Raw genomic sequence first — 13,513 nt, forward strand, 5'->3', positions numbered from 1 at the left:
CTCGGCGCACCGGCCGGTTCAGCGCGTCCGACCGGGCACCGGGGCGCCTGGGGCGGGGGCGCTCACCACTGGGGCGGGCTGGCGATGGCGCGGGCGAGGACGTCGTCGAGGGCCCGGGCGGTCTGTGCGGCGTCCAGGTGCGAGTTGTCGATGATCGGCAGCCCGGAGCCGTACCAGCCGGCCATCCGTCCGTGTATCCGGGCCACCTCCTCGTCGGAGAGGCGGCGGTTGCCGTGCCGCTGGGAATTGCGCTCCAGGACGATCTCCAGCCCGGGAAGCAGGACCACGGGGAGGAGGCCGGGGCCGACGTGGCGCTTCCAGCCGCCGAGTCCGATCACCGGCCGGTCGGGGAAGACGGCGTCGTCGAGGATGCAGGAGATGCCGTTGGCAAGGAAGTTGCGGGCGGAGAAGCCGCAGGTGCGGCGGGCGAGGCGGTACTGGGCCTCGGAGTGGTCGTTCCACCCTGCCTGGGGGTCGGCGAAGCCGGATCGGACCCATTCGCGGACGTCGTCCAGGCTGATGTGGGCGGTGGGCACGCGGCGTTGTTCGGCCCAGAGCCGGGCGACGGTGGTCTTCCCCGCTCCGGCCGGGCCTATGAGCAGCACCGCGAGGGTGGTGCTGCCGGTGTCCGCCTGGCCGGCGCCGGGCGGCGGGCTCGGCATCGCCACGGGGCCGCCGGGCGGCAGCTGCACGTGGCCGGTGCCCTCGGGCGGGACCGAGGCCGGGGGGACGGGCCGGGCCGGGCCGCCCTGCCCGGGGTGCGGGGTGCGCCCGGAGGGCACGCTCCCGACGAAGCCCGGGGGCTGCGCGGGCGGCGGGGGCGGCGGCGCGGGGTGCGGGGGCTGGGCGGGCGGCGGGCCCTGGGGCCAGTCGGCGCTCGCCATGGCCTGCTGGTGGTAAGGCGGCAGCGGAGGCCCCCCTGCGTGCTGCATCCGGTGCCACTCCGTCTCATCAGGCAACTGGCGTGGGGCGCACGGCGCTTCCGGGAAGTCCCCGGCCGCCGACGCGCTAGCGAACGGTACCGTCCCCGGCCGGTGTTGTGTGAACGACCGGGCAGGTCAAGGCGGGCCCGGCGGCGGACGGAGGGCTCCGTCCGCCGCCGGGCCCGCGGGGTCAGTCCGCGACCTCGCCGTAGGCGCCGAGCATGACGGCCGGGTCGGGGCCCTCCAGGACGGTGGGGCGGGCCAGGCCGTCGAGGACGATGAAGCGCAGCGTGTCGCCGCGGGACTTCTTGTCCACCTTCATGTTCTCGACCAGCTTGGGCCACTGGTCGTAGCGGTAGGTCAGGGGCAGGCCGACCGCCTCCAGGACGGTGCGGTGCCGGTCGGCGGTGGCGTCGTCGAGCCGTCCGGCGAGGCGGCCCAGCTCGGCGGCGTAGAGCATCCCGACGGCGACGGCGGCGCCGTGCCGCCACTCGTACCGCTCGTTCTTCTCGATGGCGTGGCCCAGGGTGTGGCCGTAGTTGAGGATCTCGCGGCGGCCGGACTCCTTGAGGTCCTCGGAGACCACCTCGGCCTTGACCCGGATGGAGCGCTCGATGAGTTCGGCGGTGTGCGGCCCGGCGGGGGTCCGGGCGGCGGCCGGGTCGGCCTCGATGAGGTCGAGGATGACCGGGTCGGCGAGGAAACCGGCCTTGATGATCTCGGCGAGGCCGCTGACGTAGTCGTGGACCGGCAGCGACTCCAGCGCGGCCAGGTCGCAGAGGACCCCGGCCGGCGGGTGGAAGGCGCCGACGAGGTTCTTGCCCTCGGCCGTGTTGATGCCGGTCTTGCCGCCGACGGCCGCGTCGACCATGGCCAGCACGGTGGTGGGGACGGCGACCCAGCGCACCCCGCGCAGCCAGCTCGCCGCGACGAACCCGGCGAGGTCGGTGGTGGCGCCGCCGCCGACCCCGACGATGACGTCGGTGCGGGTGAAGCCGGACTGCCCGAGCGCCTTCCAGCAGTAGGCGGCGACCTCGGCGGTCTTGGCCTCCTCGGCGTTGGGCACCTGGACGGCGATGGCCTCGTACCCCTGGTCGGCGAGGTCGGCGCGGAGCGCCTCGCCAGTCTCGGCCAGCGCCTCGGGGTGGATGACGGCGACCCGGCGGGCCTGCTCGCCGATGAGGCCGGGCAGCTCGCCGAGGAGCTGGTGGCCGATCAGTACCTCGTACGGTTCGGTGCCTGCGGTGGCGCCGACGGGGATACGCAGGGTCATGCGTGCTTCAACTCCATTGCGTCGAGGACCGCTTCGGCGACCTCTTCGGGGGTGCGGTGGTCGGTGGCGACCTCGGCGCGGGCGACCTCGGTGTACAGGTGGCGGCGGGCCTCCATCAGCTCGCGCCACTGCCGGCGCGGGTTGACGGCGAGCAGCGGCCGGGCGGTGGCCAGGCCGGTGCGCCGGACCGCCTCGTCGACCTGCATCGACAGGTAGACGACCGGCCGGCCGGCGAGCAGCGCCCGGGTGGCCGGGTCGAGGACGGCTCCGCCGCCCAGGGCCAGGACGCCGGTGTGGGTCTCGACGGCGGCGGCGACGGCGCGGCGCTCCAGCTCGCGGAAGTGCGGCTCGCCCTCGTCGACGAAGATCTCGGCGATCTCGCGGCCCTCGGCGGCGACGATGTCGGCGTCGGTGTCACGGTAGGTGTGGCCGAGCCGCTCGGCGAGCAGCGCGCCGACGGTGGACTTTCCGACGCCCATCGGTCCGACGAGGACCAGGCAGGGGCCGGCCGGGGTGGCGGCGCTCACCGGACGGGGAGGTGGTCGAGGTAGCCGGAGACGTTGCGGCGGGTCTCGGCGACACTGTCGCCGCCGAACTTCTCCGCGACGGCGTCGGCGAGGACGAGCGCGACCATCGCCTCGGCGACGATGCCCGCGGCCGGGACGGCGCAGACGTCGGAGCGCTGGTGGTGGGCCTTGGCGGGCTCGCCGGTGGCCACGTCGACGGTGCCGAGCGCGCGGGGCACCGTCGCGATGGGCTTCATGGCGGCCCGTACCCGCAGCACCTCACCGGTGGTCAGGCCGCCCTCGGTGCCGCCGGAGCGGCCGGAGGCACGGCGGATGCCGTCCTCGGTGACGACGATCTCGTCGTGCGCCCGGGAGCCGGGCACCCGCGCCAGGTCGAAGCCGTCGCCGACCTCGACGCCCTTGATCGCCTGGATGCCCATGAGGGCGCCGGCCAGCCGCGCGTCGAGCCGCCGGTCCCAGTGGACGTGGGAGCCGAGCCCGACGGGCACTCCGTGGGCGACGACCTCGACCACACCCCCGAGGGTGTCGCCGTCCTTGTGGGCCTGGTCGATCTCGGCGACCATCGCCGCGGACGCCTCGGGGTCCAGGCAGCGCACCGGGTCGGCGTCGAGCCGCTCCACGTCGCCGGGGACCGGGAGGGTGCCGTACGGCGCCTTGGCGGCGGCCAGCTCCACGACGTGCGAGACGATCTCGATCCCGGCCGTCTCCCTCAGGTACGAGCGGGCGACGGCGCCGAGCGCCACCCGGGCCGCGGTCTCCCGCGCGGAGGCGCGCTCCAGGATCGGGCGGGCCTCGTCGAAGCCGTACTTCTGCATCCCGGCGAGGTCGGCGTGGCCGGGCCTGGGGCGGGTCAGCGGGGCGTTGCGGGCGAGCGTGGCCAGTTCCCCGGGGTCGACCGGGTCGGCCGCCATGACCTGCTCCCACTTGGGCCACTCGGTGTTGCCGACCATGACGGCGACCGGGGAGCCGAGGGTCAGTCCGTGGCGGACCCCGCCGAGGAAGGTGACCTCGTCGCGCTCGAACTTCATCCGGGCGCCGCGACCGTAGCCGAGCCGCCGCCGGGCCAGATGGTCGGCGACCATCTCCGTGGTGATCGGCACCCCGGCGGGAAGTCCCTCCAGGGTGGCCACCAGTGCGGGTCCGTGCGACTCCCCCGCGGTCAGCCAACGCAGCCTGCTCAACGGTGCTCCTCCTGCTCGCGCCCGGTCTCTGCGGCGCGGCCGGGGGGCGCGTCCCCTGCCCGCCGCGTCCGATCCTCCCACGCCGGGCGGGCCGGTACGGCAAGCGGTCCAACGGGTGGAACGCCCGGTCCGCCGCCACGGACCGGGCGGACGCGTCCGGTCAGCGGGCGGCGAGAGCGGCGTTGCCCGCCGCCCGCATCGCCGCGAGGGGCGCGGGCACCACCCCGGTCATCCGCTCGACCTGGAGGACGGCCTGGTGGACCAGGAGGTCCAGCCCGCCGAGGACCGTGCCACCGCGCGCGGCCCAACGGGCGGCGAGCGGCGTCGGCCACGGTTCGTAGAGCACGTCGAAGAGGGTGCCGGGCGGTTCCGGGACCTCCGCGGCGAGCGCGTCGGCGGCCCCGGCCGGGGTGGTGGCGATCACCAGCGGCCTGCGCAGCGCCTCGGCGGCCCGCTCCCACGGCCGGGCCAGCGCCTCGACGCCCAGCCGCCGCCCCCACTCGCGCATCTCCTCGGCACGCGCCTCGCTGCGGACGTACACCTCGACCTGGTCGGCGCCCATCGAGGCGAGGGCGGCCAGGGCGGAGGAGGCGGTGGCTCCGGCGCCGAGGACGGCGGCCTCGGGGGCCTTCTCGATCCCCCGCTCACGCAGGGCGGCTACCAGTCCGGGTACGTCGGTGTTGTCGCCGTGCCAGCCGCCGTCGCCGTCCCGCACGAGCGTGTTGACCGCCTCCACCGAACGGGCGACGGGGGTGACCGTCGCGCAGAGCGCGAGCGCGGCCCGCTTCAGCGGCATGGTCAGCGACAGCCCCGCCCACTCGGGGCCGAGCCCGGCGACGAAGCCGGGCAGTTCGTCCTCGTCGGTCTCGTAACGCTCGTACGACCAGCCGTCGAGGCCCAGTTCCGCGTAGGCGGCGCGGTGCAGGGCCGGGGAGAGCGAGTGGCCGACGGGCTTGCCGAGGACGGCGGCCCGGCGGCTCTCACCGGCCCTTGCTGCGGCTTTCATTGAACTCCTCCACCAGAGCCTCGTGATCGGCCAGGGTCTTGGTGAACTTGGTCGTCTTGCCGTCGATGGAGATGAAGAACATCCAGTCGCCGGTGTCCGGGGCGGTGGCGGCCTTCATGGCGTCCGCGCCCGGGTTCCCGATCGGTCCCGGCGGCAGGAGCTTGTGGTAGTAGGTGTTGTACGGGTCGGGGTCGTTGCGGATCTTCGCGATCGAGATGTCGATCTCGCTCTCCCCCTTCAGGTAGTTGTACGTGGAGTCGAACTCCAGCTTCTGGTTGGTCACCGTGTTGTCCGGCTGGAGCCGGTTGTAGACGACCGCGGCCATCTTCCGGAAGTCGTCGTGGGTCATGCCCTCGGCCTGGACCAGGCTCGCGACGGTGACCAGTTGGAGCGGGTCCTTGAGGCCGAGCTTCTCGGCCGAGCCCTCCAGGTCGTGACGGGCGTACTCCTGCTTGGCCTGCGCCACCATCTTCTTGAGGACGTCGGCCGGCTCCATCGACTTGGCCAGCGGGTAGCTGGAGGGGAAGAGGAAGCCTTCCAGCGGGTCCTTGATGTCCTTGTTGTTGTCGGCCCATTCGGGCAGGCCGAGCGACTTGGACTCCTCCAGGGCCACTTCCTCGGTGGTGCCGGCCTTGACGCCGAGCCGCTTGTCGATCTGCTCGTACACCCAGGCGTTGCGGCGGCCCTCGGGGATGATCAGCGTGTTGCGGCTCTTGGGGCTGAGCATCAGCTCGACGGCGGCCTTGCCGGACATCTGCTTGTGCAGCGTGTAGAAGCCGGGCTGGAGGGACTTGCCCTGGGGATGGGCGTTCTGCGCATTGACGAAGGCGGAGCCGCTCTTGACGACGTCGTGCTTCTTCAGCAGGTTGGCGATGTCCCAGCCGACGGCGCCCTGCGGCACCTCGACGACGACCTGCCCCGAACCCTCGCCCGCGTAGTCCTCGGCCGGGCCGAAACGGTCCTGGTAGAACTGGTAGCCGTAGTACGCGACCGCGCCGCCGCCGCCGATCAGCACCAGCGAGACGACCAGGCAGGCCATGCCGTTGCGGCTCTTGCCCTTGGTGCCCCGGCCGCGCTGCTTGCCGCCGCCGCGTCCGCGCCGGCCGCCGGGCTCCGGTTCGTCCTCGTGGTCGTCGCCATGATCGTCGTCGTAGTCGTCGCGGTCCCCAGCGCGGTCCTGTTCGTCCCGCTCGTTCCTGCGGCCCCGGCCGCGCCGGGCGCCGCGGCCCTCGTCGGCGTCGGAGGTGTCGTCGGCGCCGGTGAAGAAGGGGTGGGTCTCCTCCCCCGGCTCCTCCCACTCGCCCTCCGGCTGCGGGTCCTCACGCCGACCGGGCGGGCGGGGCGGCGGATAGGCGCCCTCGGTGCGATACGGGTCGTGCTGCCCGCCCCCGTAGCCCTCGTGGCCGTGGGCCTGCTGCTGGTACGGATCGCCGACCGCCGGGTCGTACGGGGGGACCTGCCCGGTGTCCCAGGCCCCGGGGTACTGCTGCCCGTAACCGTCGGAGCCGCCGTACTGGCCCTGCTGGGGCTGGGCCTGCTGGGCCTGCTGGGCCTGCTGGGCCTGCTGGGCCTGCTGGGCCTGCTGGGGATAGCCCTGCTGGTTCGGGTCGTACTGCTGACCCGGGTACCCCTGTTGCGGGTACTGCTGCTGCGGGTAGCCCTGCTGGCCCCCGTCCTGCGGGTACTGCTGGTACGGCTGCCCGTCGTAACCGGGCTGGGGAGGCGGGTAGCCACCAGGCTGCTGTCCGCTCCATCCGTCGCCGTACCCGCCCTGTGCCGCCTGCCCGTAGGCGGGCGAGGAGAGCGGGTCCTCCTGCCACGGATCGGAGCCTTGGCCCCGGCCATACTCAGTCATCGGTCCCCTAGAGCCGCGGGACGGGGGAAGCCGCCGCACCTGGGCGGCGGCTTCCGCGCCGTCTTTCTGCCGTGTGGGTCAGTTGTTCGAACACACCGGCGCATCGCGCGGCACGTTACCGTATCGCGATCAGATGACCACTTCGACGCCCTCGCCGGGAGCTGCGCCTGACGCCCGTTCGGACTCCAGCGCGCTCTGCAGGATCACCACGGCGGCCGCCTGGTCGATGACGGCGCGCCCCTTCTTGGAGCGGACCCCGGAGGCCCGCATCCCCTGAGCCGCCGTCACCGTGGACATCCGCTCGTCCACCAGTCGCACCGGGACGGGCGCGATGGTCCGGGCGAGTTCCTGGGCGAAGCCGCGGACCTTGACGGCCGCCGGGCCCTCGCCGCCCTTGAGGGAGCGCGGGAGCCCGACGACGACCTCGATCGGCTCGTACTCCTCGACGAGGGCGGCGAGCCGCCGGTGGGCGGCCGGGACGTCACGTCCCGGCACGGTCTCCACCGGCGTGGCGAGAATCCCGTCGGGGTCGCAGGAGGCGACTCCGATCCGGGCGTCGCCGACGTCCACGGCGAGGCGGCGGCCCCGGCGCAGCGTTCCGCTCATCGGGCGCTCTCGGCGACCTGACGCTCGACCGCGCTGACGGCCTCGTCGATGGCCTGCGGGTTCTGCCCGCCGCCCTGGGCGACGTCGGGCTTGCCGCCGCCGCCTCCGCCGAGCGTCTTGGCGGCGGTGCGGACCAGGTCGCCGGCCTTGAGGCCACGCTCGCGGGCGGCCTCGTTGGTGGCGACCACGGTCAGCGGCCGGTCGCCCGCCACGGTGAACAGGGCGACCACGGCGGGCCGGTCGGAGGGGATGCGGCCCCGCACGTCGAGGACGAGCTTGCGCAGGTCGTCGGCGCCGGTGCCGTCCGGCACCCGGCCGGTGACCAGGGCGGTGCCCCGGACGTCCTGGGCGCCCGCGGCGAGCCCGGCAGCGGCCTGGAGGACCTTCTCGGCGCGGAAGCGCTCGATCTCCTTCTCGGCCTCCTTGAGCTTGCCGAGCATCGCGGAGACCTTCTCGGGCAGTTCCTCGGGACGGCCCTTGACCAGTTCCTGGAGCTGGGCGACGACCGTGTGCTCCCTGGCCAGGAAGTTGTACGCGTCGACGCCGACCAGGGCCTCGATGCGGCGCACACCGGAGCCGATGGAGGACTCGCCGAGCAGCTTGACCAGGCCGAGCTGGGCGGTGTTGCGGACGTGCGTGCCGCCGCACAGCTCCTTGGAGAAGTCGCCGATGGTGACGACCCGGACCCGCTCGCCGTACTTCTCGCCGAACTCGGCGATGGCGCCCTGCTTCTTGGCGTCGTCGATGCTCATGACCTCGGCCTGGACGTCCAGGTCGCGGGCGAGCACCTCGTTGATCTTCTGCTCGACGTCGGTGAGGACGGCGCCGGGCACGGCGGCCGGGGAGCCGAAGTCGAAGCGGAAGCGGCCCGGCTGGTTCTCCGAGCCGGCCTGGGCGGCCGTCGGGCCGAGCGCGTCGCGCAGCGCCTGGTGGGTGAGGTGGGTGGCCGAGTGGGCGCGGGCGATGGCCCGGCGGCGGCCGACGTCGATCGCGGCGTAGGCCGGGGAGCCCACGGTCACCTCGCCGACCTGGACGACGCCCTTGTGGACGTGGACGCCGGGAACCGGCTTCTGCACGTCGCGGACCTCGACGACGGCGCCGTTGTCGAAGCGGATGCGGCCGGTGTCGGCGATCTGGCCGCCGCCCTCGGCGTAGAACGGGGTGCGGTCGAGGACGATCTCGACCTCGTCGCCCTCGGTGGCGGCCGGCGAGGAGACGCCGTGGACCAGCAGGCCGACCACGGTGGACTCGCCCTCGGTGGCCAGGTAGCCGGTGAAGTCGGTGGCGCCGGCGGCGTCGGCGACCTCGCGGTAGGCGGAGAGGTCGGCGTGGCCGGTCTTCTTGGCGCGGGCGTCGGCCTTGGCGCGCTCGCGCTGCTCCTTCATCAGGCGGCGGAAACCGGACTCGTCGACGGTCAGCCCTTGCTCGGCGGCCATCTCCAGGGTCAGGTCGATCGGGAAGCCCCACGTGTCGTGGAGGAGGAACGCCTTGTCCCCGGAGAGGACGGTGGAGCCGGCGGCCTTGGTCTCGGTGACGGCCGTGTCCAGGATGTTGGTGCCGCCCTTGAGCGCCTTGAGGAAGGCGGCCTCCTCGGCGAGGGCGACGGTCAGGATGCGCTTGCGCTCGGTGATCAGCTCCGGGTACTGCTGCCCCATCGACTCGATCACGGTGTCGACCAGCTCGGCGACGACCGGTCCGGTGGCGCCGAGCAGGCGCATGTTGCGGATGGCGCGGCGCATGATGCGGCGCAGCACGTAGCCGCGGCCCTCGTTGCCCGGGGTGACGCCGTCGCCGATGAGCATGACGGAGGTGCGCATGTGGTCGGTGACGACGCGCAGCGACACGTCCGAGGCCCGGTCGGCGCCGTAGCGGACGCCGGTCAGCTCGGTGGCCTTGTCGATGACGATCCGGGAGGTGTCGATCTCGTAGAGGTTGCGCACGCCCTGGAGGATCATGGCGAGACGTTCGAGGCCGAGGCCGGTGTCGATGTTCTTGCTGGGGAGGTCGCCGAGGATCGGGAAGTCCTCCTTGTCCTCGCCGGCGCCCCGCTCGTACTGCATGAAGACGAGGTTCCAGATCTCCACGTACCGCTCGTCGTTGACGGCCGGGCCGCCCTCGACGCCGAACTCGGGGCCGCGGTCGTAGTTGATCTCGGAGCAGGGGCCGCAGGGTCCGGGGACGCCCATGGACCAGAAGTTGTCCTTCTTGCCCAGCCGCTGGATGCGCTCGGCGGGGACGCCGATCTTCTCGCGCCAGATCGTCTCGGCCTCGTCGTCGTCGAGGTAGACGGTGATCCACAGGCGCTCGGGGTCGAGGCCGTACCCGCCCTGGTCCTGGGAGTTGGTGAGCAGCTCCCAGGCGTAGGTGATGGCCCCTTCCTTGAAGTAGTCACCGAAGGAGAAGTTGCCGCACATCTGGAAGAACGTGCCGTGCCGGGTGGTCTTGCCGACCTCTTCGATGTCCGGGGTGCGCACGCACTTCTGCACGCTGGTGGCGCGCGGGGCGGGCGGGGCGACCTCGCCGAGGAAGTACGGCTTGAAGGGGACCATGCCCGCGGGGACGAGCAGCAGGGTGGGGTCGTCCGCGATCAGCGACGCCGAAGGGACGACGGTGTGCCCGCGCTCCTCGAAGAAGCGCAGCCAGCGGCGGCGGATCTCAGCCGACTCCATCAGTGGTCCTCATTCCGGTTGTTCGGGTGCTTCGGATACTTCTTCGGGTACTTCTGCTGGGCGCGGTACGTGACGGGGTACCGCTCGCCCTCCAGCGCCGGCCGGCGCGTGGCGGGCAGCTCGGGCCCCTCGGGGGGTGCGTCGAGCCCCAGTACGTCGTCCAGCTCCGCCTCGCGCTGGAGCATCCCCGCGCGGACGTCGAGGGCGAAGTCCTTCAGCCGGTGGCCGGCGTCGAGTGCCTTGTCGGCCGCCTGCGCGGCGAGGCTCTCAGGGGTGAGCCGCTGGAGCTTCTGGTTGACCTTGTGGCTGGCCCACACGCCGGCGGCTGCGCCCGCGGTGAACCAGAACGTACGGCGGAACATCGCTGGTCAGTCCTTCCGCCTCCGCCGCCCCCGGGGTGCGGGCGGCACGGCGCGCCCCACGATCACGGTGCGGCGGGAGGGCTTGGCGGTCGTGCGCCGGTCGTCCTCGTCCCGGGTCCTGCGGCTGATGGCCTGCCGGACGCCGTAACCGAAGGCGGCCACCTTGACCAGGGGGCCGCCGAAGGTGGAGGCGACCGTCGTGGAGAGCGCGGAGGCGTTGGAGGTGACCTCCTGGACGTCGGAGGCGATGGCGTCGACTCTGTCGAGCTGGCTCTGGGCCGAGCGGACCGTCGCCGAGGCGTCGGCCAGCAGGGGCACCGCCTGCTCGGTGACGTCCGCCACCAGCTTGGTCGTCGCCTTGAGCGTCTGGGCGAGCCTCACCAGGGCCACGGCGAGAAAGGAGACCAGAATCGCCCAGAAGACGGCCACCAGGACCCCGGCCACCTCTCCACCGGACACTGCGCACCGCTCTCTCTCGGGTCTGATTCGTCGGGTTGTGCACCCACGCGACGGCGCGGGCCCCGGGGTACGGGCACCGCCGGGAGGCTTGGACCGGCGTACCCCACGAGGGGGGTCCGGCACCGGCCGGCCACCTGTCGAGCCTATCGCGCGGCCACCGGCCTCCCGAACCGGTTTCCCGGCCCGGCGCGCGGCCCGGAGCAGGGTCGACAAGCGACGAACCCGCCCCCTCTCCGGAAGGGAGAGGAGGCGGGCTGAGTGCTCTGCCGGATCAGCGGGTGATCAGCGGGCGTAGTACTCGACGACGAGCTGCTCGTCGCAGATGACCGGGATCTCCTTGCGGTTCGGGTCCCGGTCCAGGCGGAAGGCCAGGGCCTTCAGGTTGACCTGGAGGTAGCGCGGGGTCTCGCCCTCCGTGTCGTAGCCACCCTCGCGGGCGACCTGGAAGGGGTGCTTCTCGCGGCTGCGCTCGCGGACCATCACGACGTCGTCGGGACGCACGCGGTACGACGGCTTGTCGACCTTGTGGCCGTTGACCTCGATGTGGCCGTGGACGACCATCTGACGGGCCTGGTAGATGGTGCGGGCGATGCCCGAACGCAGCACCAGGGCGTCGAGGCGACGCTCCAGCTCGATGACCAGCGCTTCGCCGGTCTTGCCCTCGGCCTTGCGAGCGCGGTCGTAGGCGCGGGCCATCTGACGCTCGCTGATGTCGTACTGGGCGCGCAGGCGCTGCTTCTCGAGCAGACGGACCTTGTAGTCCGAGTTCTGCTTGCGGCCACGGCCGTGCTCACCCGGCGGGTAGGGGCGGGCCTCGAAGTACTTGACAGCCTTCGGGGTCAGCGCGATACCGAGGGCACGCGACTTCTTGACCTTGGGACGGGACTGGTTCGGCATGAACCGGACCTTCTCTCATCTTTCGTGGATGGCTCACCAGGGTTAGGGGAGGTCGCATCCGCAGCCGGGGAAACCCAGCGGTCCCGCGCCGTGACACGGTTCCACCGAGCAGCCGCTCCCTGGTCTGGGCACTAACGTGCAGCACGCGAGTGGCCCACCGACCGCCGCTGGGGGGTGGTGGGCTGCCCGCGACACCTTCGACGGTGCGCGACGCTCCTGGAAGACCCGCTCACCACCGCGAGGGCAGTGGGGGCTTCCGGCTGCATGTCCCACTCTGGTGGTGCCGACCGGGGCCGGACGTGGGACGCAGCACTGCGAACCGATTGTACCGGCTCACCGGCGGTGCTCCGCACCCGGCCGAGCGCCGGCTCAGCCCTCGCCGCGGCCGCCCTCGGCGAGGCGCTCGCGGACCCTCTCGACCACGTCGGCGTAGCGGGCCTCGGCGCCGTACCGGGTGGGCTGGTAGTACCGCCTGCCCGCCAGGGCGTCCGGGGCGTACTGCTGGGCGGCGATGGCGCCGGGGACGTCGTGCGGGTAGATGTACCCCTGGGCGTGTCCGAGCTTGGCCGCGCCCTTGTAGTGGCCGTCGCGCAGGTGGGTGGGGACCGGCCCGGCGTGGCCCTTGCGGACGTCCTCCAGGGCGGCGCCGATGGCGGTGGTGGCGGCGTTCGACTTCGGGGCCAGTGCCAGGGCGATGGTGGCGTGGCTGAGGGTCAGCGCGGCCTCGGGGAAGCCGATCATGGCGACGGCCTGGGCGGCGGCGACCGCGGTGGGCAGGGCCGTCGGGTCGGCGAGGCCGATGTCCTCGCTGGCCGAGATCATCAGGCGGCGGGCGATGAAGCGGGGGTCCTCCCCCGCGTCGATCATCCGGGCGAGGTAGTGCAGGGCGGCGTCCACGTCCGAGCCGCGGATGGACTTGATGAGGGCGCTCGCCACGTCGTAGTGCTGGTCACCGGCGCGGTCGTACGCCACGGCGGCCCGGTCCACCGACTCCTCCAGGGTGGTGAGCGTGATCTCCGCCTCGCCCTTGTCGAGCGCGGCGCCGGCGCCCGCCTCCAGGGCGGTCAGCGCGCGGCGGGCGTCGCCCCCGGCGACCCGCAGCAGGTGGGCCTCGGCGTCCTCGGCGAGGGTGACGGAGCCGGCCAGGCCCCGCTCGTCGGTGAGGGCGCGGCGGACGAGGCCGCGCAGGTCCTCGTCGGTCAGCGGCTCCAGGGTGAGCAGCAGGGAGCGGGAGAGCAGCGGGGAGATCACCGAGAAGTACGGGTTCTCGGTGGTGGCGGCGATGAGGGTGACCCAGCGGTTCTCGACGGCGGGCAGCAGGGAGTCCTGCTGGGCCTTGGAGAAGCGGTGGATCTCGTCGAGGAAGAGGACGGTCTCCTTGCCGAAGCCGCCGGAGGCGCGGCGGGCGCCGTCGATGACGGCGCGCACCTCCTTGACCCCGGCGGTGATCGCGGAAAGCTCCACGAACCGCTTGTCGGTGGCCTTGCTGACCACGTACGCCAGGGTGGTCTTGCCGATGCCCGGCGGGCCCCAGAGGAAGACCGAGGAGGGGCCGGCCGGGCCGCCGGCGCCCTCGCCGACGAGGCGGCGCAGCGGCGAACCGGGCTTGAGCAGGTGCTGCTGGCCGACCACCTCGTCCAGGGTGCGCGGGCGCATCCGGACGGCCAGGGGGCTGCTGGACGGGTCCTTCTCCTGGCGGTCTTCGGCTGCTGCGGTGAAGAGGTCGGGTTCCACACGGGAACCCTAATTCACGGC

12 protein-coding genes are annotated in these 13,513 nt (G+C 73.1%); all 12 read right to left on the reverse strand.

Translation table 11 applies throughout. The features are described 5' to 3' along the window. Window positions 1-62 precede the first annotated feature (62 nt). Entirely contained in the window at window positions 63-932 is an 870-nt protein-coding gene (locus ACSLIC_RS02555) for an AAA family ATPase (protein ID WP_436736038.1), read from the reverse strand. A 181-nt stretch (window positions 933-1,113) separates the two neighbouring features. Continuing rightward, complete coding sequence (aroB, locus tag ACSLIC_RS02560) at window positions 1,114-2,196, reverse strand: 3-dehydroquinate synthase (RefSeq protein ID WP_436736039.1); 1,083 nt, start codon at window positions 2,194-2,196, stop codon at window positions 1,114-1,116. Further along, a complete protein-coding gene (locus tag ACSLIC_RS02565; protein WP_436740254.1) occupies window positions 2,193-2,675 on the reverse strand; it encodes a shikimate kinase in 483 nt (160 codons plus the stop codon). The genes aroB and ACSLIC_RS02565 overlap by 4 nt, the downstream gene beginning before the upstream one ends. A 44-nt stretch (window positions 2,676-2,719) precedes the next feature. After that, entirely contained in the window at window positions 2,720-3,904 is a 1,185-nt protein-coding gene (gene aroC, locus ACSLIC_RS02570) for a chorismate synthase (protein WP_436736040.1), read from the reverse strand. A 160-nt stretch (window positions 3,905-4,064) separates the two neighbouring features. After that, complete coding sequence (locus tag ACSLIC_RS02575; RefSeq protein ID WP_436736041.1) at window positions 4,065-4,910, reverse strand: shikimate dehydrogenase; 846 nt, start codon at window positions 4,908-4,910, stop codon at window positions 4,065-4,067. Continuing rightward, the gene (mltG, locus tag ACSLIC_RS02580; RefSeq protein ID WP_436736042.1) at window positions 4,885-6,765 is read right to left on the reverse strand and encodes an endolytic transglycosylase MltG; all 1,881 of its coding nucleotides are present in this window, start codon (window positions 6,763-6,765) and stop codon (window positions 4,885-4,887) included. The genes ACSLIC_RS02575 and mltG overlap by 26 nt, the downstream gene beginning before the upstream one ends. A 129-nt stretch (window positions 6,766-6,894) precedes the next feature. Beyond that, window positions 6,895-7,359 (reverse strand): Holliday junction resolvase RuvX, encoded by a 465-nt coding sequence (gene ruvX / locus ACSLIC_RS02585; RefSeq protein WP_436740255.1) that lies wholly within the window; start codon window positions 7,357-7,359, stop codon window positions 6,895-6,897. Between the two features lie 8 nt (window positions 7,360-7,367). Next, entirely contained in the window at window positions 7,368-10,040 is a 2,673-nt protein-coding gene (gene alaS, locus ACSLIC_RS02590) for an alanine--tRNA ligase (protein ID WP_436736043.1), read from the reverse strand. Beyond that, window positions 10,040-10,402, reverse strand: coding sequence for a hypothetical protein (locus ACSLIC_RS02595; RefSeq protein WP_436736044.1), 363 nt, complete (start codon window positions 10,400-10,402; stop codon window positions 10,040-10,042). The genes alaS and ACSLIC_RS02595 overlap by 1 nt, the downstream gene beginning before the upstream one ends. Before the next feature lie 6 nt (window positions 10,403-10,408). After that, window positions 10,409-10,861 carry a DUF948 domain-containing protein gene (locus tag ACSLIC_RS02600; protein WP_436736045.1) on the reverse strand — a complete coding sequence of 151 codons (453 nt, stop codon included), beginning with the start codon at window positions 10,859-10,861 and terminating at the stop codon, window positions 10,409-10,411. A gap of 282 nt (window positions 10,862-11,143) precedes the next feature. Then, window positions 11,144-11,758 (reverse strand): 30S ribosomal protein S4, encoded by a 615-nt coding sequence (gene rpsD, locus ACSLIC_RS02605; protein ID WP_003947046.1) that lies wholly within the window; start codon window positions 11,756-11,758, stop codon window positions 11,144-11,146. Between the two features lie 369 nt (window positions 11,759-12,127). After that, complete coding sequence (locus ACSLIC_RS02610; protein ID WP_436736046.1) at window positions 12,128-13,492, reverse strand: replication-associated recombination protein A; 1,365 nt, start codon at window positions 13,490-13,492, stop codon at window positions 12,128-12,130. Between the last annotated feature and the right edge of the window lie 21 nt (window positions 13,493-13,513).

This window comes from Streptomyces sp. BBFR102, from assembly GCF_051397025.1.
Classification (GTDB): domain Bacteria; phylum Actinomycetota; class Actinomycetes; order Streptomycetales; family Streptomycetaceae; genus Streptomyces.

Excerpts from the sequence above, each read along its gene's own strand:
- rpsD (WP_003947046.1), bottom strand. The coding sequence starts at position 11,758 with ATGCCGAACCAGTCCCGTCCCAAGGTCAAGAAGTCGCGTGCCCTCGGT.
- mltG (WP_436736042.1), bottom strand. The coding sequence starts at position 6,765 with ATGACTGAGTATGGCCGGGGCCAAGGCTCCGATCCGTGGCAGGAGGAC.
- ACSLIC_RS02575 (WP_436736041.1), bottom strand. The coding sequence starts at position 4,910 with ATGAAAGCCGCAGCAAGGGCCGGTGAGAGCCGCCGGGCCGCCGTCCTC.
- ACSLIC_RS02555 (WP_436736038.1), bottom strand. The coding sequence starts at position 932 with ATGCAGCACGCAGGGGGGCCTCCGCTGCCGCCTTACCACCAGCAGGCC.
- alaS (WP_436736043.1), bottom strand. The coding sequence starts at position 10,040 with ATGGAGTCGGCTGAGATCCGCCGCCGCTGGCTGCGCTTCTTCGAGGAG.
- aroB (WP_436736039.1), bottom strand. The coding sequence starts at position 2,196 with ATGACCCTGCGTATCCCCGTCGGCGCCACCGCAGGCACCGAACCGTAC.
- ACSLIC_RS02565 (WP_436740254.1), bottom strand. The coding sequence starts at position 2,675 with ATGGGCGTCGGAAAGTCCACCGTCGGCGCGCTGCTCGCCGAGCGGCTC.
- ACSLIC_RS02595 (WP_436736044.1), bottom strand. The coding sequence starts at position 10,402 with ATGTTCCGCCGTACGTTCTGGTTCACCGCGGGCGCAGCCGCCGGCGTG.